General features: G+C 37.2%; 20 protein-coding genes. 19 read left to right on the top strand and 1 reads right to left on the bottom strand.

What is annotated here, in order from left to right:
- Positions 1-426 precede the first annotated feature (426 nt).
- The 12 genes from HBB17_RS09735 to gtfA all read left to right on the top strand — a co-directional run bounded on the left by HBB17_RS09735 (position 427) and on the right by gtfA (position 15674).
- Positions 427-1194 (top strand): hypothetical protein, encoded by a 768-nt coding sequence (locus HBB17_RS09735; RefSeq protein ID WP_167957279.1) that lies wholly within the window; start codon positions 427-429, stop codon positions 1192-1194.
- Between the two features lies 1 nt (position 1195).
- On the top strand, positions 1196-1630 hold the full coding sequence (locus HBB17_RS09730; RefSeq protein WP_167957278.1) for a hypothetical protein: 435 nt from the start codon (positions 1196-1198) through the stop codon (positions 1628-1630).
- A gap of 661 nt (positions 1631-2291) precedes the next feature.
- Positions 2292-2630 carry a hypothetical protein gene (locus HBB17_RS09725; RefSeq protein WP_167957277.1) on the top strand — a complete coding sequence of 113 codons (339 nt, stop codon included), beginning with the start codon at positions 2292-2294 and terminating at the stop codon, positions 2628-2630.
- 622 nt (positions 2631-3252) lie between these two features.
- Positions 3253-4557, top strand: a complete 1305-nt coding sequence (locus HBB17_RS09720; protein ID WP_167957276.1) for a sugar ABC transporter substrate-binding protein — start codon at positions 3253-3255, stop codon at positions 4555-4557.
- Between the two features lie 111 nt (positions 4558-4668).
- Complete coding sequence (locus HBB17_RS09715; RefSeq protein ID WP_408609342.1) at positions 4669-5544, top strand: carbohydrate ABC transporter permease; 876 nt, start codon at positions 4669-4671, stop codon at positions 5542-5544.
- Positions 5544-6404, top strand: a complete 861-nt coding sequence (locus HBB17_RS09710; RefSeq protein WP_167957274.1) for a carbohydrate ABC transporter permease — start codon at positions 5544-5546, stop codon at positions 6402-6404. Before HBB17_RS09715 ends, HBB17_RS09710 begins: the two co-directional genes overlap by 1 nt.
- Positions 6405-6431: 27 nt before the next feature.
- Positions 6432-7985 (top strand): glycoside hydrolase family 32 protein, encoded by a 1554-nt coding sequence (locus HBB17_RS09705; RefSeq protein ID WP_167957273.1) that lies wholly within the window; start codon positions 6432-6434, stop codon positions 7983-7985.
- Positions 7986-8963, top strand: coding sequence for a LacI family DNA-binding transcriptional regulator (locus tag HBB17_RS09700; RefSeq protein WP_167957272.1), 978 nt, complete (start codon positions 7986-7988; stop codon positions 8961-8963).
- Between the two features lie 174 nt (positions 8964-9137).
- The gene (locus tag HBB17_RS09695; RefSeq protein WP_167957271.1) at positions 9138-10094 is read left to right on the top strand and encodes a carbohydrate kinase family protein; all 957 of its coding nucleotides are present in this window, start codon (positions 9138-9140) and stop codon (positions 10092-10094) included.
- Between the two features lie 122 nt (positions 10095-10216).
- A complete protein-coding gene (locus tag HBB17_RS09690; RefSeq protein ID WP_167957270.1) occupies positions 10217-11890 on the top strand; it encodes a glycoside hydrolase family 13 protein in 1674 nt (557 codons plus the stop codon).
- 66 nt (positions 11891-11956) lie between these two features.
- Positions 11957-14155: an alpha-galactosidase gene (locus tag HBB17_RS09685; RefSeq protein WP_167957269.1), complete on the top strand. Its 2199-nt coding sequence runs from the start codon at positions 11957-11959 to the stop codon at positions 14153-14155.
- A gap of 76 nt (positions 14156-14231) precedes the next feature.
- Entirely contained in the window at positions 14232-15674 is a 1443-nt protein-coding gene (gene gtfA / locus HBB17_RS09680; protein ID WP_167957268.1) for a sucrose phosphorylase, read from the top strand.
- Between the two features lie 235 nt (positions 15675-15909).
- Here the strand turns inward: gtfA and HBB17_RS09675 are convergent, their stop codons facing one another.
- Entirely contained in the window at positions 15910-18225 is a 2316-nt protein-coding gene (locus HBB17_RS09675) for a helix-turn-helix transcriptional regulator (RefSeq protein WP_167957267.1), read from the bottom strand.
- A 239-nt stretch (positions 18226-18464) separates the two neighbouring features.
- Here HBB17_RS09675 and HBB17_RS09670 point away from each other — a divergent pair, with 239 nt between their 5' ends.
- From HBB17_RS09670 to rsmH, 7 genes are all read left to right on the top strand, one after another.
- Entirely contained in the window at positions 18465-19415 is a 951-nt protein-coding gene (locus HBB17_RS09670) for an ABC transporter permease (RefSeq protein WP_238483720.1), read from the top strand.
- Positions 19416-19428: 13 nt separating this feature from the next.
- A complete protein-coding gene (locus HBB17_RS09665) occupies positions 19429-20304 on the top strand; it encodes a carbohydrate ABC transporter permease (RefSeq protein ID WP_167957266.1) in 876 nt (291 codons plus the stop codon).
- A gap of 78 nt (positions 20305-20382) precedes the next feature.
- The gene (locus HBB17_RS09660) at positions 20383-22011 is read left to right on the top strand and encodes a type 2 periplasmic-binding domain-containing protein (protein ID WP_167957265.1); all 1629 of its coding nucleotides are present in this window, start codon (positions 20383-20385) and stop codon (positions 22009-22011) included.
- 149 nt (positions 22012-22160) lie between these two features.
- Positions 22161-22535, top strand: coding sequence for a BlaI/MecI/CopY family transcriptional regulator (locus tag HBB17_RS09655; RefSeq protein WP_167957264.1), 375 nt, complete (start codon positions 22161-22163; stop codon positions 22533-22535).
- Between the two features lie 100 nt (positions 22536-22635).
- On the top strand, positions 22636-24231 hold the full coding sequence (locus HBB17_RS09650; protein WP_167957263.1) for a M56 family metallopeptidase: 1596 nt from the start codon (positions 22636-22638) through the stop codon (positions 24229-24231).
- A 116-nt stretch (positions 24232-24347) separates the two neighbouring features.
- Positions 24348-25169, top strand: coding sequence for an HAD family hydrolase (locus HBB17_RS09645; protein WP_167957262.1), 822 nt, complete (start codon positions 24348-24350; stop codon positions 25167-25169).
- Positions 25170-25380: 211 nt separating this feature from the next.
- Positions 25381-26430, top strand: coding sequence for a 16S rRNA (cytosine(1402)-N(4))-methyltransferase RsmH (rsmH, locus tag HBB17_RS09640; protein WP_167957261.1), 1050 nt, complete (start codon positions 25381-25383; stop codon positions 26428-26430).
- Positions 26431-26439: the final 9 nt, after the last annotated feature.

Here is a 26439-nt window from a genome sequence, read left to right as displayed (position 1 = left end):
ATCGGAAGTCTTTTTTTATATATAGGACATTATCGGAATTCGTTTCCATCTAATCTGATATTGATATTACGTGTGCCAATGTATCAAGAATTAATGGATTCACTGAGACTGACAGATGCTGGTAGGGATTATGTAAGCAGATGCGTGACAGATATACCATTGGTATTCTGGTGGTATTACGAATAAAGTAGTGCCATTTTTTATTGGAAAATTTGTGAATTGTAATGTATCATATTAGTTTTTTATTCTCTTATAACTAAAAAAGAGTGCGAATGAATACGATTAATCAGATAAAAGATGTTATCTGTCAGGATGTCATGTCATCTGTCAGGAATTCAACATTTTTAGTAAAAAATATGCTACCATAACCGAAGTAATTGAAAATCAACTAGATCGTCAGGCTAAAGAATGAAAAGGGAGGATAGAATGGCTAGCATCGCACTAAATTATGATTCAATCGATAGCGCAGCAAAACATGCAAAAAAAGTTGCTAGTACAGCGGAGGATTACGTTCTTAAATTACAAAAGAAGATAATCAATGATATTGACTCATTAAGTGGAGTGAGCACGAGTTACACGACAGAAGCCAAAATGAATGTGTCAAAAAAGATGATGCACTTATATGATAAGAGAGATATCTATGAAGATTATGGTTTAAAGCTAGAACAATTTATTGAAAATGAGGAATATGGCGCAAAGGCAGTCGATCAACGAGTTGTTGAATTGTTTCAATCGGAAGGAGCCTTCCCCAAAAAGAAAAAGGAAAATAGTTCGATTGTAAATAAAGCATTTACTTTTTTGTCAAATGCAGTGCAGACGGTAGGAGAATTTACATATAATGTTTTGTTGGATATATCAGATGCAGTCAACTGGGTGTTTCAACTTCCAGCATTTAGCGGAAAGTCGGTAGATGAAATTGCTGAAATTATGAGGGACGCAGGCTATGATGTTACAGTAAAGGCTTCTACAAGGTCAAGAAGTGGAGCTCAAATAATAAAAATTAATAACCCTGGTAATGGTAAAAATATATCTCAAGTTCAAGTATCTCCAGGTGGAGGAAGACATGGTAGTAACCCGTACATCAAAATTAGCACTACAGACCAGGGAATAATTAAGATAATTGATGGACCAGAAATTTTATATAAAACAGATGGTAAAGAAACTGCAACAATTATTTTTTCAGGAGGTAAATAGTATGCAATTAGATGTAAATAGCCCAATTTTACCATATTTGGGATTTGGTAATATAAAACTATATAGCACAATGGATGAGTTGAATAATATTTTGAAGTTGGAAGGTGTAACATCAGTTGTTCTAAACGATACATGGATTCAGTATAATGTGTTAGATAGCATAGAACTATATTTTCACAAAAAAAATGAAAAACTATTCAGAATAACAACGCTTGATAAGTACAAAGGGAAGTTGTTTGGAAAGATTGGTGTCGGATCTTCTATAGAGGAGATGTTACAAATTGAATCTACATTTAAATATGATGAATTTGAGGAAGTATGGGAAAGTGAAAAAGGTGTGTTTATTGAAATGGATGCAGAAACTAATAAAGTTCGATGGATTTCAGTATATATTAGAGAACTAGATTCTGATGATTTTGAACAGGCCAATTGGTAAATATAGACATTTCTTTATAATTATTGCTTGATATTTTTTTGATCAAAAGTTAATTTGGTAATAAGTTGAATGCAATATCATAAAAAAGTTGTTGATGTAATTAATATGTTAAGGAAAAGAGTGAATGATTGATCAGGATTTCAACTTGAATCGCCAGTAAAAAAGTTTTACGATTAATTTAGTTATTGTTAAACTTTAGGACCTCTAAACCCTAATCCAAAAAGCTATATTAAGTTCTGTCTGTTCACAAAATGAATGACATACAGAACTTAATAATAGCTTTTTGTCATTAAATTCGTGGCAGATGAAGACGTTGGCTGGATGTTGAAATGTAATGGAGGAAATAAGTGATATGTTTTGTGAATTATATTGATGTTTTAGGAAATGAACATACAGATTTATATATGAAAAATGTGAGGATAGACGAAATAGAGTTACTATATAAACAAGATATGTATATAAAATATCAAAATGTTTTTTTTCAATTATTTGCAAACGACATTTTTAGAAGTGATGTATTAGATAATACATATATGTTAACAAACAGGTATTGCTAATTCTGTTGAAGGCTGGGGTAATGGAGGAGGTCAGCAGTTTGATACAATAGGGAAATTTATTGATGAAGATGCTTTTGTAAATGAATGGTTGATAGGTGAATAAAATGAATAAAGAATATACATATAGAGAGAATATAATCTGTTTTGGTGAAAAACAGATTATATTCAATGAAAGGATTGCAGAAATTGTAGAATTTGAAAAGTGTTTGGTAATAAGAAATAAGTATTCAAATGAGAATCCTACGAATAATTTAGTTGCATATGATTTTACTGGTTATAAAATATGGGAAATAGATGACATTATTAAGCCGTTAGTACCGCAGACAATTGTATCAATTGGGAAAAGAGATAGCCAATATATAAGTATAATTACATTTGCAGGATTGAATTTATTGATAATAGCGGAGTCTGGTCAAATTGTGGATAAAAAAATTACAAAATAAAGAAGATTAATGTCATATTCTAAGCGTGGAAAGTTAGGTAGTAGGGCGAACGATAGAGCACGTATTCCATTTGATAAAAATGAAATGGACTTCAACCACCCGAACTCAAAAGCGATTATCTTCCTGTTTGTTCATAAAGTAATTGACATACAGGAAGATAATCGCTTTTTTCGTAAAAGAAGAAGTAACCTTATTGCAAAATGTACCTAAACGCTTTAAAAGATAGGTTTTTGGCAGCGATTGAACTGCGAAGTTTGAATTAATATGATAAACGGATGACATACAAAACATGGTAAAACAATTGTTAAATCTATCACAAAAACCCAAGAACAAGAGCAAAAAACAAGGAAAATTAAATAAAAGACGCAATAAATGGTATTTTTGTTTATAAAAATGTCCTAACATATTCATTTGTTTAATAAAAAAATTATATAATTTGTATATCAACCGATTGACATATTATAACACATATGATAATATACATACATAGCAAACAACAGAAGCTAAAAACAGTCAACTTGCACAACGGAAGCAGAAAAAGGGAATAGGGCATAGTAAAAGGGTAAATACTTATAACCAGTAAGTTGATTCAAAAAATGATTTATATTTGGAGGGTAAAAGGATGAGAAAAATGAAAAAAATGATCTCAGTATTACTTGTAGGTTCCATGATTATGGCGTCCTTAACAGGATGCGGCAAAAAAGATTCTGGTGACAGCTCGACTGGAAAGAGCAATGTAGCAATTACCTTATTAAACTCAAAAGGAGAGATTCAAGAAGGTCTTGAAACAATTGCAAAACGTTACGAAGCAAAAACAGGTGTTAGTGTTGAAGTAATGGCTTGCGCATCTGGTGAATCCCCTTTCCAAAAGATTTCAAGTATGTATAGTGCAGGAAATCCACCAACCTTAGCAATTCTTGATACCACTGATGTCAAAGAATTAGCAGAGGAAAAAGCAGTTGATTTATCTTCTGAAGACTGGATAAAAGAAGTAGAAGGTCTTACCACAGAAGTGAATGGTAAGGTATATAGTTTCCCATTTTGTATTGAAGGTAGAGGTATTATCTACAACAAGACAGCAATTGAAGAGACATTAGGTAGAGAATTTGATCCAAGTACGATCAATTCTTATGATTCCTTAAAAGCAATCTTTGAAGAATTAAAAGCAGCTGGTATGGAATATCCAATTGTTATCTCAAAAGAAGACTGGTCATTAGGTGCACATCAATTACAATATGTATATGAAACGAAAGATGGAGCAAATGGCTGGGAAGAGGTAATCGCCCAGTTAAAATCCGGAGATTTAAAGTTAGCGGATTATGATCGTTTTGAACAATTTGTACAGACATTTGATTTATTAAAAGAATATAATATAAATAATCCAGAGCCATTAGCAGCAACATATGAACAAGATCCAATCTTTCTTGCAGAAGGAGATGCAGCATTCTGGTTCAATGGTTCTTGGGCTTGGCCAAATCTCTTAGAAGCTGGCGGCGAAGGCAATGAATATGGATTCATTCCATATGTATTAGGCAATGATACTTCTGATTTTGCAAATAACCAGATTCAAGCTTGTGCATCAAAGCAAGTTATGATTGATAAAGAAAAAGCTTCTGATGAACAAATTCAGGCAGCAAAAGATTTCTTGAATTATCTTGTATATGATGAAGAAGGGCAAAAGGGATTAGTGGAAGATTGTAGCATCATTCCAGTTGCAGCAAACAATGCATTTGAACCAAGCGATCCACTTGGTCAAGCGATTAAACAAGCGATGAGCACGGATAAAGTATTTACAGCAGCAGCAATTGTTCCTGGTGATCACTGGTCAGTTCTTGGTGCAGCAATGCAAAAATATCTTGCTGGAGAAAGTACAAAAGACGAGTTAGAAAAATCAATTGAAGATTACTGGACTTCTCAAAGCGAATAAAAAGAACGATTCGTATCATGAAAATATAGTTAACAGAAAAAACTGGGAGCGGCTTAAAGAGATTTATGCACTCCCATTTTCTGTTTATAGGGAAGGAAGAGAACAATGAGGATTAAAGATAAGAAAGAGGGACTCAAGACTTTTGGGATATTCGCATTACCAGGCATATTTGTATTCGTAGCAGTGGTAATTATCCCATTTCTATATGGTCTATATTTGACATTCACTGATTGGAATGGTATATCGAATGCGTCGAATCTAGTTGGTTTCGATAACTATGTGAATGTATTCAAAGATGCAGAATTCTGGAAGGCTTTATTACTTACGTTGAAGTATGTTGTATGTAGTGTGTTATTTGTTAATGTGGTAGCATTTTTCTTGGCATATGTACTTACTAGCAAGTTAAAAGGGGTAGGTTTCTTCCGTACTGGATTTTTTACACCAAACTTAATCGGCGGAGTAATTCTGGGATTTATTTGGCAATTTGTATTTTCAAGGGTACTTGTTAATATCGGAAATACAACAGGGATTGGTTTTTTATCAAAATCCTTCCTTGCTGACCCAACAAAAGCATTCTGGGCAATGGTCATTGTTACCGTTTGGCAGACTTCTGGATATATGATGATTATCTATATTGCTGGTTTTACAGGAATCTCTTCTGATGTATTAGAAGCGGCCAGCATTGATGGAGCCACTGGAATACAGAAATTAAAGAATATCACCATTCCACTTATGATGCCATCTTTTGTAATCTGTACCTTCCTTACTTTATCAAGAAGCTTCATGGTATACGATCTAAACTTATCCTTAACAGGAGGAGAACCTTATGGATCAACGATCATGGCAGCAATGCATGTATATAACAAAGCATTTACCTCTAGACAGTATGGAGTAGGGCAAGCGGAAGCATTATTCTTATTCCTTATGGTTGCCATCATCAGTGGTGTACAGATCTATTTAGGTAAGAGAAAAGAGGTGGAGGCATAATGGCGAAGAATCATATCGGCGGAACAAAGACTAGAATTAAAAACATCGGAATCTATACCTTACTTGTACTTGTATTTCTACTCTATATGTTTCCATTTATCTTTATTGTAATTAACTCGCTGAAAACGAAAAAAGAAATCATTAAAACTCCGTTGAAGTTACTTAGTGAACAGGGACTGAACTTTGACAACTTTGTAAAAGCATATGAGAAGATGGACTTTGCGAAAGCATTTACCAATTCTATGTTTGTTACCTTATCGGCTACCGTGATTGTTATCATCTTGGCGGCAATGACAGCGTATTATTATGTCAGAGTGAATAACCTGCTTTCAAAGATTTTCTTTTCATTGATGGTCGCTTCTATGATTATTCCATTCCAGGCGATCATGATTCCATTAGTTTCCATCTATGGTGCGAAGCTAGGAATGCTGAATAGCAGAGTGACCTTAATCTTTATGCACGTTGGTTTTGCTATTAGTATGTCCGTATTTATCTTCCACGGATTTATTAAGAGTAATATTCCAATTGCACTAGAAGAAGCGGCATATATCGATGGTTGTTCTAGAACGAAAACATTCTTTAAAATCATCTTTCCTTTGTTAAAGCCGACAACAGCAACATTGGTAATCCTTAATGTACTTGCATTCTGGAATGACTTCCTTTTACCATCACTTGTATTAACAAAAGAAAAATTATTAACGTTACCATTATCCACATATAAGTTTTATGGAACGTATTCAGCTGATTTAGGTACAATCATGGCAGCGCTTGTATTAACCGTGGCACCAATCCTGATCTTGTACGTATTCCTTCAAAAATACATTATTAGTGGTGTGGTTTCAGGTGCAGTAAAATCATAAGAACATACAGCAAATGGGGGTAAGAAAATGATATTTGCTATAGAGATACGAAAACCATATCTATGGATACCAGTGAAGAAGCAAGGCGAAAAGAAATTACTAACCATTGCGGCAGACCAGGAAAAAATTACGGAAGTGATGGTTCCTATTGCGAACAAGGATTCTTGTGATTTTTATGCAACCATTGGAGTAAGAGATTATCAAGGGAAAACGCTTCTTTTCGATGGAATAGAGGAAGAAAGTTTCTACCAGGGAATTCGCCAGGAAGAGAGCCGTTATGAAACACAACAAGTTAATCGGCCAGAAATTCATTTTACTGCCAATACAGGGTGGATCAATGATCCCAATGGATTGGTTTATCAAGATGGGGTGTATCACTTGTATTTTCAATACAATCCGTTTGATGTGGAATGGGACAACATGAGTTGGGGACATGCGGTTAGTAAGGATCTACTTCATTGGACACAGCTAGATACGGTAATGTGGCCGGACGAAGAGGGAATGATGTTCTCGGGAAGTGGAATCCGTAATGAGCGGAAACTTTTGAACTTACCAGAGGCTGCCTTACTCTTTTACTACTCTGCAGCAGGTGGAACGACACCATGGTCGAAAGAAAAACTGTTTACACAGCGTCTGGCTTACAGCCTAGATCATGGAAAAACCTTAAAGAAGGAGAAAACGTTTGTTGTACCGACCATTGAGAAGGAAAATCGTGATCCAAAAGTATTCTGGCATGAGGAAAGCAAAGCCTATATCATGGTCTTATGGTTAAAGGATCATGAATTTGCAATTTTACGAAGTACAAATCTTACAGAATTTACAATTTCACAACGTCTCATTCTCGAAGACGCCTTTGAATGTCCTGATCTCTTCCCATTGTCTGTAGAAGGAGAGCGAGAGAAAAAATGGGTATTCTGGTGTGCAGATGGATTCTATTATGTAGGTGATTTTGATGGATTTACCTTTACCCTGGAGCAGGGAAAACGATGCGGATATCAGACACATTTACCATATGCAGCACAGACCATAGCAGGAGTAATAGATCGGATGATATCCATTCCATGGTTGCGAGCAAAGTTCCTGGACCGTCCATATACGGGTGCAATGGGAATCCCGAGGGAACTTGGTTTACTTTCTATAAGGGGGGCTTGGTATTTGCAACAACCATATTGTCAGGAATATAGAGATGCGAGAAGAAAAAGGAAGAAGATACAGTTAACCAGTGAGAATACGATCCAGATTGGAACGGTTACAGGGGTAACCGAGATTGAAGTGTCAAGCGACACTGAATTATCGGGAAGGATTAATATACTTCTTGGAGACCAATGCCTTCATATGGATTTTGATAAAAAACAGATACAATACAAAGAGGATACGGTGTTCTTACACGAAGAGATTCCTCTAAAGGATTTCTCCTTATTGATCGATGAGACGATCATAGAGCTTACTGCTCAAAATGCTACTATATATATCGTTTATGAATTGCCAGAACAACCACTTACTGGTAAAATAGAATTACAATCTGTGCAAGGAACGCATGAACGTAATATAAACATATATGAGTTAGAAAAGGAGAAATAAATGGCAACGTTAAAGGACGTAGCTGCAAAATCCGGCGTCACAGTGACAACGGTATCTCGTGTACTTAATAATCGCGGATATATCAGTGAAGAAACAAGAGAAAAAGTTTATGCAGCGATGAAAGAATTGAATTATCAACCCAATGAGATCGCAAGATCGTTATCCAAACAAAAAAGCAATAGCATTGGAATTATTGTTCCTCATATTGAACACCCATACTTTGCGAAATTGATTGGTTGCTTGGAGAGAGAAGCTGCAAAAAGAGATTATAAAATTATGCTTTGCAATTCCCATGCAAAGTTCGAAAAAGAAATAGACTATTTGGAGATGTTTCAATCTCATCGTGTAGCTGGAATCATCTTATGCTCAAGTTCTGTTGATATAGGAAAATTCATATCTTTGAACATACCAGTAGTGAGTATAGAGAGACCAGTTGATGTAGGGACAACAAGTGTGGAATGTGATAATTATCTGGGAGGTGTCTTAGCAGCAGAGCATTTGATTGCATGCGGCTGTAAGAACCTGGTTCATATATCAGGAATTGAGAATGAAGCCATGCCAGCAGATGCACGGTGCCAGGGATTTGTTAAGGTCTGTGAAGAACGACAGATTTCTCACTGGGAAGTTGAGTGCAAGGAAGATAATTATCTCTATATGGAATATCATGCGTTGATCGAACAGATTTTGACCAAGAATCCGGAAGTGGATGGAATATTCGCCAGCAGTGATCTCATTGCGGCGCAAGTAATACAAGTGGCAAGTAAGATGAATCGCCTTGTTCCAAAGGATTTAAGAATCGTTGGATTTGACGATGTCAACATCGCTTCCCTGGCTTGCCCGGCTATTACAACCATTCATCAGCCAATCAAAGAGATGGCAAAGGAAGCTATTGAGTGCTTGATCAAATGTGTCGATGACACCATGGTTCCTTCCCGAATTCAACTACCCGTATCATTGGTGAAGAGAGAAACAACGTAAGAATGAAGGATAAACAGTCTATTTCGTTAAGAGATAGGCTGTTTTTAGATTACTGCTTAGGTTGTCAAAAGCCCACATTTATTAAAAAAAGTGGGTACTTTTTAGAGTGCTAGGACAGGAATATAGATTATATTAAGTGACAAATTGATTATAGTGCGTAAAGGAGAATGTCTTATGTACGATGTGGTAGCATTAGGAGAATTGCTTGTAGATTTTACACCGTCAGGAACGTCAGACCATGGAAATCCATGTTTTGAACGAAATCCTGGTGGTGGACCTGCCAATATGGCATGTGCAGTTTCAAAACTTGGAGGAAACGTGGCTTTCTTATCCCAGGTAGGGGACGATATGTTTGGACAGGCATTGAAGAAGATTGTGGAACGGGAACATGTGGACTGTTCACAGGTCTATTTATCAAAAGAATATAAGACAACATTAGCATTTGTTGGATTAGATGAAGCGGGAGAACGTTCCTTTAGTTTCTATCGACAGTATGGTGCGGACACGATGATGGATGCGAGTATGTATGATCTCTCCATCTTATCAGATACACAGTATTTCTTCCTAAGTAGTGTATTAATGGCGGAGGGAACCAGTCGAGATATGAGTTTTACCTGCTTAGATGAAGCGAAGAAACAGGGTGTACCAGTCATATTCGATCCAAATCTTCGCTTTAATTTGTGGAAAGATCCAAAAGAGATGAAAGAATGCGTAAAAAAAGCATTGAAGTATTGTCATATTGTAAAGGTTTCCGATGAAGAATTATGTTTTTTGATGGATTGCAAAGAGATCGATAAAGCAGCACTTACAATGAAAGAGCAGTACAACATTGGTATTCTATTGGTTACAAAAGGCGGAGAGGGATGTGTTGCCTACACCGATCAGGGAAAAGTGATACACAAAGGGTTTGCCGTTGAAAAACCAGTGGACACCACTGCAGCGGGGGATTCTTTTACTGGTGGTTTTGTGAAAACATTGACCGAGTTCAAGAAGCCGTATACAGCATGTACATTGGAGGAAATTGCCCATTGTATTAAAGTAGGAAATGCGGTTGGTAGTTTAACGGTTCGAAAACGAGGAGCGATCAGTGCATTACCAAGTATGGAGCAAGTACAGGAACTTTTGGGATAGTTGTTGGCTAAGGTTGCTCTCCGAGTATGAAGGGAATGCAGAGGAAAAAGAGTAAAAAGTAGCAATAAACAGAAGCAAAAACAAGGAAGCAATTTAAAGCAGTAAATAGAGAGGACATACGTATGGGACAGAAAAGTAAAGAAAAGACTTGGTGGAAAGAAAGTGTTGTATATCAAATTTATCCAAGAAGTTTTCAGGATAGCAATGGAGATGGAATTGGAGATTTGCAGGGGATTATTAGACGTTTGCCATATTTGCAATGGTTAGGAATTGATGTAATTTGGCTAAGCCCTATCTTTCAATCGCCAAATGATGATAATGGGTATGATATTAGTGACTATCAGGCAATTATGAATGAATTCGGAACAATGGAGGACTTTGATGAACTGTTAAGGCAAGCACATGAACATGGCTTGAAGATCATGCTGGATCTTGTTGTTAATCATTCCTCTGATGAACATGCATGGTTCATGGAAAGCCGCAAATCAAAGGAAAATCCGTATCGTGATTACTATATATGGAGAGAAGGAAAAGATGGGAAAGAGCCAAACAACTGGGGTGGTAGTTTCGGCGGTTCGGCATGGAAAAAGGATGAAACCACAGGAGAGTACTATCTTCATACCTTCTCGCCAAAACAGCCGGATCTAAACTGGGATAACAAGAAATTACGGGAAGAAGTATTTTCCATGATGCGTTGGTGGCTTGATAAAGGTGTTGATGGATTCCGTATGGATGTCATTAATATGATATCAAAAGTACCTGGTTTACCAGATGGAGAAAAACATGGTGGACAATATGGTGATTTTACTCCTTACGTTATGAATGGACCACATGTACATGAATATTTACAGGAAATGAACAAAGAGGTTTTATCGAAGTATGATGTGATTACAGTAGGGGAAGCGCCAGCTGTAACGGTAGAGCAAGCCAAGCAATATGTGGGATTTGATGCAGATGAATTGAATATGGTGTTTCAGTTTGAGCATATGTGTGTTGATGAAGGTCCTTATGGAAAATGGACGAAGAATCCATTGGATCTAGTGAATCTTAAGAATGTTCTAAGCAAATGGCAGACAGGTTTAGATGGCATTGGTTGGAACAGCTTATATTGGAACAATCACGATCAACCACGTATCGTAAGTCGTTGGGGAAATGATGGTGAATATCATGATAAGTCAGCGAAGATGCTTGGAACATGCTTACATTTATTACAAGGGACACCATATATTTATCAGGGGGAAGAAATCGGTATGACCAATGTGGAATTCTCCTCCATATCTCAATATAGAGATATTGAATGCTTGAATCAATACAAGGATTTTGTAGAACAGATTGGAATGAATCCAGAAGAAGCATTTGCGAGAATTCAAAAATCCAGCCGTGATAATGCCAGAACACCGATGCAGTGGAATGGAGAAGCAAACGGAGGATTTACAGAAGGAACCCCTTGGATTGAAGCTAATCCAAATTATACACAGTTTAATGTGGAGATACAAAGAAAGGACAAGGATTCTGTTCTACATTACTACCGAAAATTAATTCGTTTCCGCAAGGAGCATTTGATTGTCATCTATGGAACGTATGAATCTTTATTACCAAAGGATCCGCAAGTCTTTGCCTATAAGAGAAAGTACCAAGATCAAGAACTATATGTATTGTGTAATTTTAGTAAGGAAAGTATACCTGTAGTCATACCAGGATTCACAGAAATGAAGGAAAATCTTGTACTTTGGAATGACACTAGATGGATTCCGGGAGAACTTAGCCCATATGAAGCGAGGGTTTATCTTATATAAGGCAAACTTCAGTTAAAAGAAGAGGAACTGATTATCATTTAAAGAAGAACAATAAGGGAGGATTATATGGCAATCTTGTATCATGAACAAACAAAAATATTTACCATGCATACGAAGAATTCGACATATCAGATGCAAGTGGGAGCATATGGATATCTTCTGCATCTTTATTATGGAAGTAAAATTGAAGGGCAGGAACTGACATATTTATTACAATATAATGACAGGGGATTTTCTAGTAATCCAGCGGAAGCCTATAAGGATCGGACATTTTCCCTCGATTTTTTACCACAAGAATATAGCGTGTTTGGTATGGGAGACTATCGGGAAAGTGGGTTGCAGCTTCAGAATACTGATGGAAGTTTTGATGTACAGCTAACATATAAGAGTCATGAAATCTATCAGGGAAAACGAAGATTAGAGGGACTTCCTGCTTCTTACGGAACGGAGAAGGAAGTGGAATCGTTAGTGATCACCTTGCAGGATGAAGTGACAAAGGTAGAAGTTGATCTGCTTTATTCAGTATTTGAAGAGCTGGATACCATAACAAGAAGTGTTCAGGTCCGTAACAAAGGAATAGGAACGATCACTTTGGAAAAAGTCATGTCCTGCTGTTTGGATTTTATGAATCGTTGTGATTTTGATTATATGACGTTTTACGGAAAACATACGTTAGAGAGACAGGTAGAACGGACACCAATCCGTCATGGAAAGATGAGTGTGGAAAGTGTTCGAGGATGTTCAAGTCACCAGCAGAACCCATTTGTAATCTTATGTGATCAGGATGCTAATGAGATGCATGGGGAGTGTTATGGCTTCTCTTTTGTATATAGTGGAAATTTCAAAGCAACCGTGGAAGTCGACCAGATTCATCAAACTAGATTTGTTATGGGAATTCATGATACAGGTTTTTGTTTTACGCTAGAACCGGGAGAGGCATTTGTTGCACCTGAAGTGATGATGGTCTATAGTGAGCAAGGGCTTGGTGCTTTATCAAGAAACTATCATACACTGATCCAGGAGCATATCTGTCGTGGTAAATTCAAAAAGGCACGAAGACCAGTGCTGATCAACAACTGGGAAGGAACATATTTTGATTTTACAGCAGAGAAGTTAGCCAGTATTGCTAAAGATGCCAGTAAACTGGGGATCGAGATGTTGGTTATGGATGATGGCTGGTTTGGGGTACGAAATGATGATTATTCTGGTCTTGGGGACTGGTTTGTGAACACGAATAAGTTACAAGGTGGGTTAAGCAAATTGGTAGAAGAAGTCAACTCCTATGGAATGAAATTTGGCATCTGGTTTGAGCCGGAGATGGTCAATGAGGATAGTGACTTATATCGTACTCATCCAGATTGGTGTCTGAAAACGCCAACCAGAGAAGGGAATCGTAGTCGCTTCCAGTATGTCTTAGATATGAGCAGAGAAGAGGTTCGAACATATCTCTATGAAAGAATAACGGCAATCCTAAAGGAAGCGAATATTGAGTATATCAAATGGGATATGAACCGACATTTGACCAATGTATATTCCATTAGCCTTCCTGCGAACCGACAAGGAGAAGTTTATCATCGTTATGTCCTTGGATTATATGATTTGTTGGAACGTTTAACGACAGAAAATCCACATGTATTATTCGAAGGTTGTTCCGGGGGCGGTGGACGATTTGATGCAGGTATGTTGTATTATTCCCCTCAAATCTGGACGTCAGATAATACTGACCCCATCGATCGTTTACGCATACAATATGGTACGAGTTTCGGTTATCCAATTTCATCAATGGGATCCCATGTTTCCGCTATACCGAATCACCAAACAGGGCGCGTGACACCACTTCATACAAGAGGTGTGGTAGCAATGTCGGGTACATTTGGATATGAGCTGGATATGAATAAGATGACGGAGGAAGAGAAAGAGGAAATCAAAGAACAGGTTGCCATGTACAAGAAGTATTATAATACAATCAATTATGGTGCCTACTATCGGTTAACCAATCCATATTCTTCAGAACGATTTGTGGCTTGGGAATTCGTATCAGAGGATGGTAAGAATGTACTTGTTAATTTCGTCTTAACAAAACCAGAGCATAATCCTCCAATTATCAATATTAAGTTGCAGGGATTAGAACGGAATAAGAGATATCGAGTGGCAGGGACTGAGGAAGTCTATACAGGTGCAGCGCTAATGAATGCGGGATATCATTTGAAAGAGCAATTTGGAGATTATACAGCGGTTCAAATCGCTTTGGAACTATATGAATAGATGCAAGCAGCAAGTTTGTGGAGAGCGGCACAAGATTGTTGAAAACTGATTAAAACGCTTTAGAATGGAGATTCCAATGAAAAAAATAGAAAACAAGATTATGTTAATCACCTATGCAGATTCCATGGGAAAGAATCTAAAGGATTTAAAATTGATTTTAAAAGAACAGATCGGTGACGCAATCGGAGGTGTTCATCTCCTTCCTTTCTTCCCATCCAGCGGAGACCGAGGATTTGCTCCAATGACTTACCGTGAAGTTGACCCAGTTTTCGGAAATTGGGACGATGTAACAAGCTTAGCAGATGACTATTATTTGATGTATGACTATATGATCAATCACATTTCTGCAAAGAGCGAATACTATAAAGACTTTTTAGCGAAAAAAGATGATTCCCAATATAAGGATTTATTCATCCGTTATAAGGATTTTTGGGAAAATGGAGAACCTACACAGGATGAAGTAGATGTAATTTATAAGAGAAAACCAAGAGCTCCTTATGTAGATGCTATCTTTGCAGATGGAACAACAGAGAAAGTATGGTGTACGTTTGATGAAGAGCAGATTGACATTAACTGCCCACATGAATCAGCAAAGACATTCATTCGTGAAAATCTGCAATATCTTTGTGAACATGGTGCAGCCATTATTCGTCTAGATGCATTTGCTTATGCAACGAAGAAAGCGGGAACAAGCTGTTTCTTTATTGAACCAGAAGTGTGGAACTTACTAGATGAATGTGAGGATATCTTAAGAGAGTATGGAGTAGCGATTCTTCCAGAGATTCATGAACACTATACGATGCAAAAGAAGATTGAAGCGAAAGATTTTTATGTCTATGATTTCGCATTGCCAATGCTACTGATTAATGCCTTATATTATGGAAATGGATCGTATCTGAAAAACTGGCTGAACATCTGTCCAAGAAAGCAATTTACTACATTAGATACCCATGATGGAATTGGGGTTGTTGATGTACGAGATCTATTACCTGATGAGGAAATTGACCGTACAAAAGAAGATATCTTTAAGTTCGGTGCCAATGTGAAGAAGATCTATAATACAGCAGCATACAACAACTTAGATATTTATCAGATTAATTGTACGTACTATTCTGCACTGGGAGATGATGATGCTTCTTATCTTTGCTCTCGTGCCATCCAGTTCTTTGCACCTGGAATTCCGCAAGTATACTATGTAGGTATGTTGGCAGGAAAGAATGATCTAGAACTGCTAGAAGAAACCAAAGTAGGTAGAAACATCAACCGTCATTATTACTCTGTAGAAGAAGTGCGAGAGGAAGTTAGACGGCCTGTGGTTGCTCAGCTACTAAAATTAATGCGATTCCGCAATAGCCACAAAGCATTTGACGGAGCGTTTATACTAAATGAAAGCCCAGACCACATCATCAGTATTACAAGAAGAATGGGAGTGGATGAAGCCAATCTTATTGTGGATCTGAATAAAAAAGAAATGAAGATTACGTATACCGAAGACGGCAAAATGAAGGAATTGGTTTAAGGTTTACAATGAATTAGGGCGTCAGAAGTTCACATTTAATATAAGCACCCCCAATCGATACGATTTAAGTTTGATACACATGTAATATAGGACATAGTTCATATCGGGCACCCTCGCACCCTATCTGAAGTTCGTAGTGGTACGTAAGGCTCTAAACTACAGAGTCAAAGTACCAACGACTTCATACTATTGCTCATCAAACTATGTCCCGCATTACATGAGATAAGTGAATTCTTTATTTGTTAAGATTGCGATATTCGCTTGGCGTCATACCAACCGTTTGCTTGAAAGTTCGAATAAATGAAACACGGTTATTGAAACCTATGGTGGCTGCAATCATATCAATACGTAGATCCGTTTCTGTAAGTAAGGTTTTGGAATGGTCAATCTTACGTGTGGTGATGTATTGCTTGAATGGAATGCCCAGTGCTTGTTTTAACAAGCGAGACATATATTTTGGCGTTGTGCCGAATACCGTTGCTATGGATTCTAGATAGATATCTTCACAGTAATGTTGGTCTACGTAATTCTTAATCTCCTCTAAACTATGGTTAGAATGATTGGTTTCTGCCTGTTTGTTACAGAGAGCAAGGTAGAAATCCTTGATATAGTCGGAACGTTGCAAGGAGGAAAATCTATGTAAGTACGTCGATAAGTTTACATAGTGCTCTGTCATAAGTTCCTGCCCATCTAAGCCAATTCGGCGCAATAGATTATCCCCTATTTCATAAAAATGAATATAGAGATCTTTGAATCCCATCTCTGATACATGTTGTTCCTTATTCTTTTCTAATATAGAACCAATGAGAGATAGTGCATCTTCCCCATTCCCTTGGAAGAGAAAATTGGATAATTTGTTATCTTCAATGGGGGACATACAATAGGAGCTTTTTCCATCTTCTGTTTCTTCATAAAAGTGGAGATAGGTATCTCCAAAAGTAGAAATCTGTGCGAGCGCTGTATTTGCCTCCTTCCAAGAACAATGAAGATTCTGTAGAGTTTCGTGAGTCTTTCCAACTGCCTGATAGAGTTTGATATAGTCAGCATCAAAAGAAAACAGATCCTGGAATGCTTCGAAATCTTTGGTAAGAAGGCTAGTTTGATCGGGATCTGGGGAATTGGAGATGATACAAAATTGCTCATCTTCCATACGAAATACATATTTTACACAAGAAGGGTCTTGTGTCAGTTGAAGTACATCAATTAATTGGTGACGAATAATGGTTTGATCTGCTTTGGTAAAATGATTGTAAAAGGCAGTACTATATCTAGGAATCAGAATACAACAAGTAAAATATGTGTAAGGAAAATGGAAGGAGTAATCCGCTAAAAGAGGTTCCAACTTTTTATTGTCATAGTCTTCCTGATACAGGATGTTGAGGATGTAACGACTATATAGGGTAGGAAGAGCGGTCGTCATGGTGTCTTTTAGGTACTTGTTGGAATACATTAGATTCTGTATCCGTTCATCTAGATATTGGAATTCATCCCGTCGTATGTCAGTGGCTGGGGAATCCGATTCACTTCGTGAGGAAAGGTTATGTAGGATTCCTTTAATTGGTGAGTAGAGACGTAGGGAAAACAGATAGCATAGAAGAACCATTAATATACAACAAAATAGTAATGTGACAATGGACAAGATCCATGAACTCGTAATTTTATCCCAGATGTCTTTGTAAGGAACTAACGTTACATACAGTAAGGAGTCACAATAACCCGACGTGGAGGAGGTGGCGAACATATAATACTCGGTATGATCAAGAGTAATCTTCCTATGATCGGGGTTTAGCGTAATCTGCGCTTGTACCAGTGCCTCTTGTTTTACATTCGTTGACGCGATAATCTGGTCGGTCTCTTTACTATAGACAAAGAGTTGCGTTCCAGGGGTGATCTGATAATTCTTTAAGGAGGATGAAAATGTATTCTTACTTATATAGATGATCAAAGGATTGGTAATGGAATAGTGGCCAATCTGATATTGTAAAATTGGAATGGCAACCTGGCTATTCTTCATATCCAATGGCTGTATCTGCAGCATGGTTCCACGACGCTGATAATCTGCAAGGTAATTCCCTTGATTGATTACAGAGCCATAGAAAGGATTATCATAAAAATCTTCTAAAAATGCAGTATAAGCGGAGGAGATGTATCGATCATTAACTGTATTCACATAACCTGCCTGCAGAATATAGGATTTGGTCGCCACAAAAGAGGAGAGCGTTCGGACGATATTAAGTAAAAGATAATTTTTTGAGGCAGCAAGTGGGGTCTGGTTATAATAGGTACTTCGGAACGTTTGGTTATCCATAAGAAGAATACTATTTTGACTTAGTTCATAAAATTCCTGATCGTAATTTCCTGCAAAATTCTTGTGGGATAATTTACATTGATCCAAGAGTTGTTTCTTAACGCTATTCAGTAGATAAAAATTTAGCGTAGAAAAAAGTAACACACTTATTACTACAGGTAAAAGTATATAGAGAATGATTTTTCGTTTATACAGAGGGATTCGTGTCCTTCTGTTTTTTTGTGTAGATGTATGATTATTCAAGAGAATACCTCCAATTTTCAAAACTCTATAAATGGCATGAGTCGAACGTTATCGAATTGATGTAATAGAATTCTACCGGTAGACATTTGTTACGAAGTAGAATTCTGATACAGTTGTTTCGGTGGAAAAATGAAACACATATGTAATTCCTCCACTTGTTGGAAATGAAAGACTTTGCTATAACAAGATTGCTCGATGAAAATAATTCTTAGCTAAATTGTAGAGAAGGAGGAAATAGTTTGTCAACAGATTTATGCAAAATTAACCAAAAAAAGAATACCAAGTGGCAAATGAAATGGAAAAAAATCAAACAAGATAGGGTGCTATATCTGATCTTGTTAATTCCAATCATTTATTTAATCGTATTTAAGTATGTTCCAATGGCAGGTAACATATTAGCATTCCGAAAGTTTAAGATTGGTGGTTCGATGTTTGGAGAAAGGTGGGTGGGGTGGAAATACTTTAATCTATTTATAAAGGATTCCTACTTTTGGCAAGTATTCAAGAACACATTCCTATTAAGTGTGTTGAATCTGTTGTTTGGATTCCCAATTCCAATTATTCTTGCACTTCTTTTAAATGAAGTAAAGAACAAAGCAGGAAAACGAGTGGTACAGACATTGACCTATCTTCCTAAGTTCCTATCAACCGTTGTTGTAGTTAGTATGTTACAAACGTTGCTTTCGCCATCAACGGGAGCAATTAATTCAATTTTACAAGGGCTTGGATTCGATAGTATCTATTTTCTAAATGAATCCTCATGGTTTCGACCAGTTTATATTATTTCAGATATCTGGCAGTTCATGGGGTGGAATTCAATCCTATACTTAACTGCTTTAACGAGTATTGATCCACAGCTCTATGAAGCGGCAGCAATTGATGGGGCCGGAAGATGGAAACAAACCCTACATGTTACATTACCAGGCATCATGCCAACCATCGTTATTACTCTTATCTTATCTACAGGAAGTGTACTTAGCGTAGGATTTGAGAAAGTATTGCTTCTATATACGTCCAACACTATGGATGTTGCTGATGTAATCTCAACGTACACCTATCGTATGGGTATTGTGAATAGCCAATATAGTTACACAACAGCAGTTGGTCTTTTCCAAGGGGTAATCAATTTGTTCATCATAACAGCAGTTAATAAGATATCAAAGAAAACTACAGAAACTAGTCTGTGGTAGAGAGGAGAAGGTTATGAAATATAGTAGAGGATATAAGGTCTTCCGCATATTCAATGGAATTTTTTTAGCATTAATCTGTATCGTATGTCTTTATCCATTTTTGAATACCTTGGCAACTTCCTTAAGCAGTAACACCTCTGTACTGCGTGGAGAGATTGGAATCTTTCCAAAAGGAATTAATTTTGAAGCGTATACAAGGATTATGAAGGACTCCGAATTCTATATTGGATACAAGAACACGGTTGTATATACCGTATTAGGAACATTACTTTCCCTGACAATTACCATAGCGACAGCATACCCCTTATCAAGAAGAGGACTTGTAGGAAAAAAATATATCATGTTGTTTTTCGTATTCACCATGTATTTTGGTGGTGGTATGATCCCAAGTTTCCTATTAGTAAAAAATCTTCACATTATGAATACCATTTGGGCAGTTATTCTACCAGGAAGCTTAAGTGTATATAACATGTTAATTATGCGTACATTTTTTGCTAGTATACCAGAGAGTCTATCTGAGGCGGCAAAGATTGATGGGATTGGTGATTTCCGTTTACTGACCAAAATCATCTTACCATTGTCTAAACCCATTATTGCAACAATGACCTTATTCTATGCAGTTGGTTACTGGAATGACTGGTTCAGTGCATTGATCTATATGAGTGATAGTAAAAAACATCCTGTTACCCTGTACCTTAGAAGTGTTGTTATGGGATTAACCAAGCAAGCCATGTCAGGTAATATTACAGGAAATGATGTGGCAGAAGTGGCAAATAAAACGGTGCAAGGGGCAACAGTTATGTTAGTAACTATTCCAATCCTGTGTATCTATCCGTTTGTACAGAAATATTTTGTATCTGGTGTAATGTTGGGTTCAGTAAAAGAGTAAAAAAATTGATAATGATAAGAAAGTTCACCCAAAGATTTCTTATTTATTATAAAATAAAAGGAGTAAAGGAGAATGTGTATGAAAAAAAGAATGGTAAAAGTAATTGTAATTTCAATGACGATGGTTATGGCGCTTGTAGGTTGTGGCAGTAATAAGAAATCCAATACGAAAGAAACAACGACACAGGAGGCAACAGAACAAACGACAGAATCACCTACTGGGGAAGAAACAGCAGAGAGTACGAACCCTGTTTCAGACAAGCCAGTTACTTTTTCATTTATGTATTCGGGGGAGTTTAATGCAGATTATAAATCATTGGCAAAGATGACCGAATTGACGAATGTTTCTCTTGATGTAATGGCAATTCCTGATAGTGATTATGATACAAGAAACCAACTGGTCATTAATACAGGGGAAGATATGCCGGACCTGATCAGCAAGACAAATCCAACAATCGCACAGGCGCTTAGCGGTGTCTTACTACCAATTAGTGATTATTTTGATCAAATGCCACATTACATGGAATTTATTAAGAAGAATAATCTTCAGTATCTAATCGATGATGCCACACAATCAGATGGAAAAGTTTATGAACTTCCAATTAATACAAAAGAAGTAAAGACTGCCTCCAAACAGATTTTTGTAAGAAAAGATGTATTTGAAGAAAATAATATTGCAATACCAACTACATATGATGAACTTTATGATGCAGCAAAGCAGTTAAAACAGATCTATCCAGATGTTTATCCAATTCAAGTAATCTATGGAAATGGTAACCTTCTTGATATGATTGCACCATCCTTTGGGACTAGTGCCGGCTGGGGAAAAGGATTTGATAACTTCCATTATGTAGAGGAAAATGACGAGTGGATCTTTGCACCTACCAGTGAAGAATTCAAGACGATGTTACAGTATCTAAACAAACTTTATGCGGAAGGGTTATTGAATCAGGAATATACCACATTTAGTAGCGACATGTATTCACAAAATGCGTCTACTGATAAAGCATTTGTCTTAATGGCTGATTGGCTTGGTTGTGAGACTGCAGCAACAACTGCCCTTCAAGAAGCAGGCAATGAGAATGCAGAATGGGTACCAATCTATCCATTGGCGGGACCTGCAGGAGCATATTTGTCACGTGTAAGTAATTCTACGCAGACGATGGTAGTTTCCGCTAGTGCAGCAAAAAAAGAATATTTCCCTGAGTTAATCAAATGGTTAGATTGGATGTACTCGGAAGAAGGAATAAATCTGTTCTCCTGGGGAATTGAAGGAGAAACTTATACGGTAGACAGCAACAATAATAAAGTTTTAGGCTCTGATATTCTTTGTGCAGCGAATCCAACAGGAACTGTAGATGTGCAAAAAGAATATGGAACAAGCAATAATTGTTTTACGTTCGTATATCCTTATGACCATGAACTTGCAACGATGGCAGAATCTTATAAAGAGTTAATTGAAAAAGAGACAGAAGGCAATGCAATTCCAAACATTGAACCAGCCATCGCATTGTCTGAGGATGATGTGGAAGAAGAAGCGCTATATGCAACTAATCTAAACGACTATGTGGATCAGATGATCAGTAAGTTTATCATGGGTGGTGAATCCTTTGATAAATGGGATAGCTTTATATCGGAATGTAATAGCAAAGGTGCAGAGCAGTTATATACATTGTTCAATGAGGCATGGAAGAAACAAAATCAGTGATACATATTAATGAGTTATAGATAAAGGAATTAAGCATAGAACAGTAGAGGAATAATATACCTTGACAAAACTGACTACACATTGTAGACTAACAATATGTCTACAATGTGTAGTCAGTTTTGCTTTAAAAGGATAAGGAGAATTTATTTATGGAAGAATACTCATTAGGAGCTGTGGAAGGTAGATTTGCTGATTTAATATGGGAGAAGGAGCCGATTGTTATGAGTGAATTGATTCCTTTATGTGAAGAAATCTTTGGGTGGAAGAGAACAACCACGTATACCGTTGTAAAACGACTTAGTGGAAAAGGAATATTTCAGAATAAAGACGGAATTGTTTCAGCTGTTCTATCGAAAGAAGAGTTCTATGCTCGGCAAAGTGAAGAATATGTAGAGAGTAGTTTTGGTGGTTCTTTACCAGGTTTTTTAGCAGCATTTACGAGAAGAAGAAAACTTAGTGAAGAAGACATTGCAAATCTACAGGAGATTATTGCAAAGTGTGAACCAGAGGATACTAAGGAATAAAAGGAAAAGGCAAAATTAGCAAAAGAAGAAAAAGAGAAAAAGAAAAGTGGGAGAAAGAGATAAGAGGAGAAAGAGATAAGAAGAGAAAGTGAGGGAGCCCATGGGAGTAAAATGGTTCGTTCAAGTTTTGAACCTAAGTTATCAGGGAACAATGATCATCATGTTATTCTTTCTGGTAGGGTTCGTATTACATAAGATTAAAGTGCCACGGACGTATATGTATTGTCTCTGGATAGTCGCTTTTGTGCGTTTGCTTTGCCCATTTACTTGGGAGAGTGGATATAGTTTTCTGCCAACGAATATGGAACCAGTGAAGGTTGGGACGGAGGATCTGACAAAACAGAAGCAAACGAACCCAGACCAATACAAGGGGAGCCAAGCAAATGAAGGGCAGCAAGGAAAATTGCAGCAGGGGCAGACATTACCTTATGACGTGCGGCAAGCAGAGCGTAGTAGTAGCAATGGAATTGAAATACTGCAAGTTATATGGTTGATTGGAATTCTGTTTTTCCTTGTTCGTGGTTTGTACACCTATATTCGATTAAACAAAAAGTTGATAGATAGTCAAAGAATCGGAAAAAATCGTTACCTATCCGATCATCTGGAAACGGCGTTTGTTATGGGAATCTGTAAACCAAAGATCTATTTACCATCTATGTTGGAAGAAAAAGAAGCAGAGTACATCTGTATGCATGAACAGGTACATATTAAGAGAAAAGATCATCTGATCAAATTATTAGCATATGCAATAACCATATTGCATTGGTTTAATCCATTTGTATGGTTGGCTTATATCTGCCTTGATCAGGAAATGGAGATGTCTTGTGACGAGTATGTGATGAAACATCATAAGGAAGATATTCGTAAGGATTATGCGACATCTTTGTTGCGGTTATCAGTAGGAAGAAAAAGACTGTCAGGTGTACCTCTGGCATTCGGGGAGGGAAATGTGAAAAAACGAATCAAACATGTATTACAGTATAAAAAACCCCTTCTTGCTGTTGCAGGCGGTGTCTTCCTTTGCTGTGTGATCTTAGCAGTTTTTGCTTTCAGTAGTCCACGTGGAGAGACAACAAAGAAAGAGGTTGTTAATGAAAAACAAGAGATGAAAGGGAAAGAAGAAACAAAGCAGAATCCAACACAGAATAATGTAGTGATCAATGAAGTGATTGAGAAGAAAGCACCTGTTTTAAAAAAAGGAATGACATTAGGAGCCGATGGGCCTGATTTGGATTATTGTGAAGGAAATCAGTTGATCTTTCATGGATATTTTGGTTTATTTGTGTATGACCTTGAAAAGCAACAGATGAGAAGTGCGATTGACCTAGCATCTATTGGATGTGATAAAACCCAGGGAGATTCCTACTGCGAAGTAACCGTTTCAAAGGATGGAAATGAGATATACCTTCATCCAATGAACGAGTCATATATGTTCGTATATTCCATCAAAGACGACCAATTAATTAAGAAAGAATGGAACAATGACAATCTAGTATATACAGGCTTGCAGGATAATTATGAGTTAGCAGGGAGTGGAAATGGCTTCTATTCCATACAAAAAGTGCACTACAGTAATGGAGAGTATGCCTATGATGGGTATCTCTACGCAAGTGATTGGTCGGTAGACTCGTTATGTTATGTGGAAGATGATATGGTATTTGCGCTATTTCCCGAATTAGAAGAGGATATGAAATAAGATTATATATGAAATGCCCTTTTGGATTGAAAATTGTTGTGTATCATACTATGATGGAATGGAAAAGGCAGTTTGAGTAAATGAATCGATTGTATGAATACAAAAGGGGAGAATCTATGAAGACATTATATGTTACAGATCTAGATGGGACATTATTGAACACAAAGGATTGTATCAATCCAAGGAGCATTGCAATGATCAATTCCTTGGTAGATCAGGGAATGACTTTTACCTACGCAACGGCAAGATCATTGGTATCTGCATCCGTTGTAGCCAAAGGGCTATCCACTAAGATACCCGTGATCGTGTATAATGGGTGTCGTATTATACAGCCCGATTCTGGAGAGGTATTATTTTCTGTTGATTTTGAAAAAGAGGAGCAGGAGGAGGTAAAATCCTTTTTGACAAAACAAGGAATATCCCCTCTTGTATATGCATTTATTAATGGAATAGAGCGTGTATCCTGGAACCCCCAATATGAGAATGAGGGGATAAGGAGATATCTTCAATCAAGGAAGAATGACAAAAGATTTCGCCCAGTGAATATGGAAGAACAATTATATGAAGGAAATATCTTCTACTACACGTGTATTGGGGAAAAAGAAAAATTATTACCCGTCTATGAGAAATTCAAAGATAACCCTACATATCGTTGTACCTTAGCGCAAGAATTATACCGAGAAGAGTATTGGTGTGAGATCATGCCAGCCAAAGCGACGAAAGCAAATGCCATCCAGATACTGAAGACGATGTGGAATTGCGACCGTGTAGTTGCGTTCGGAGATGCCATCAATGATATTCCGATGTTTCAGATTGCAGATGCTGCTTATGCGGTTGAGAATGCAGTGGAGGAACTAAAGAGATATGCAACGGGAATCATTGCCGATAACGACCATGATGGAGTAGCGGATTGGTTAGCGAATCATGCAAAATGGTAGCCTATCCATTTACTGAAAAGTATGGTATGATTATTGCTATGAGTCTAGGGTGGTTAAGAAAAGATAAACGCAAACTTCACACTTGCCAGTTTTTAAACGAGCAGATGCTTGCTATATTCATGGAAAACGCGCGCTCGATTGGCTCCACTGAATTTTGAGTAATAAACCCATAGACATGAAACAACCCATACAGGGAATGGAGAGGTAAACAATGGAGAATCAAGAACCAAAACATCAAAGACGTGTTCGCTATAAAGGAACACATCCTAGAAGTTATAAAGAAAAATACAAAGAATTACAACCTGAAAAATACAAAGATACCATCGAGAAGGTAATTGCAAAAGGAAGTACCCCTGCTGGAATGCATATATCCATCTGCGTGAAGGAGATTCTGGATTTTCTTCAGATCAAGCCAGGACAGGTAGGATTAGATGCAACACTAGGTTATGGCGGACATACGTCCAAGATGCTAGAGTGCCTACAAGGAGAGGGACATATCTATGGATTGGATGTGGATCCAATTGAATCGGCAAAGACGAAAGCAAGGCTAGAGAATATGGGATATGGCCCTGAAATCTTGACGGTAAAATTATTGAATTTTGCCAATGTAGATGAAATACTTGAAGAATCAGGACAATTTGATTTTGTATTGGCAGATCTAGGTGTATCCTCTATGCAGATTGATAACCCTGACCGTGGTTTTTCCTATAAAGTAGAAGGACCACTGGATTTACGATTAAATCCAGAGAAGGGGATATCAGCAGCAGAACGGTTAAAGAATATCACGCAACCAGAATTAGAAGGAATGCTTATTGAGAATGCAGATGAACCATATGCAAAGGAAATATCGAGAGCTATTGTATCGGCAATTAGAAAAGGAAAAGAAGTTGATACCACGACAAAACTGAAAGAGATTATCGAACAGGTACTTTCATTCTTGCCAGCAAAAGAGCAAAAAGAAGTGGTTAAGAAAACATGCCAACGTACCTTTCAAGCATTGCGTATTGATGTAAATAGTGAGTTTGAAGTATTGGAACAATTTATGGAGAAATTACCAACCATATTGAAAAGTGGTGGACGTGCAGCAATTCTCACCTTCCATTCAGGGGAGGACCGTTTGGTAAAACAATATTTCAAGTATTATAACAAAGAAGGAATTTATTCCGAAGTTGCAAGAGACGTAATTCGACCATCAGCAGAAGAATGTATTCGAAATGGTCGTGCCCGTTCTACGAAGATGCGTTGGGCAATTAAGGCGTAACCTTTTTGC

The sequence above is a fragment of the Anaerosporobacter faecicola genome (assembly GCF_012070565.1).
Taxonomy (GTDB): domain Bacteria; phylum Bacillota; class Clostridia; order Lachnospirales; family Lachnospiraceae; genus Anaerosporobacter; species Anaerosporobacter faecicola.
Note: the sequence above shows the minus strand (reverse complement) of the source record. Positions and strands in the feature narration are given on the sequence as shown.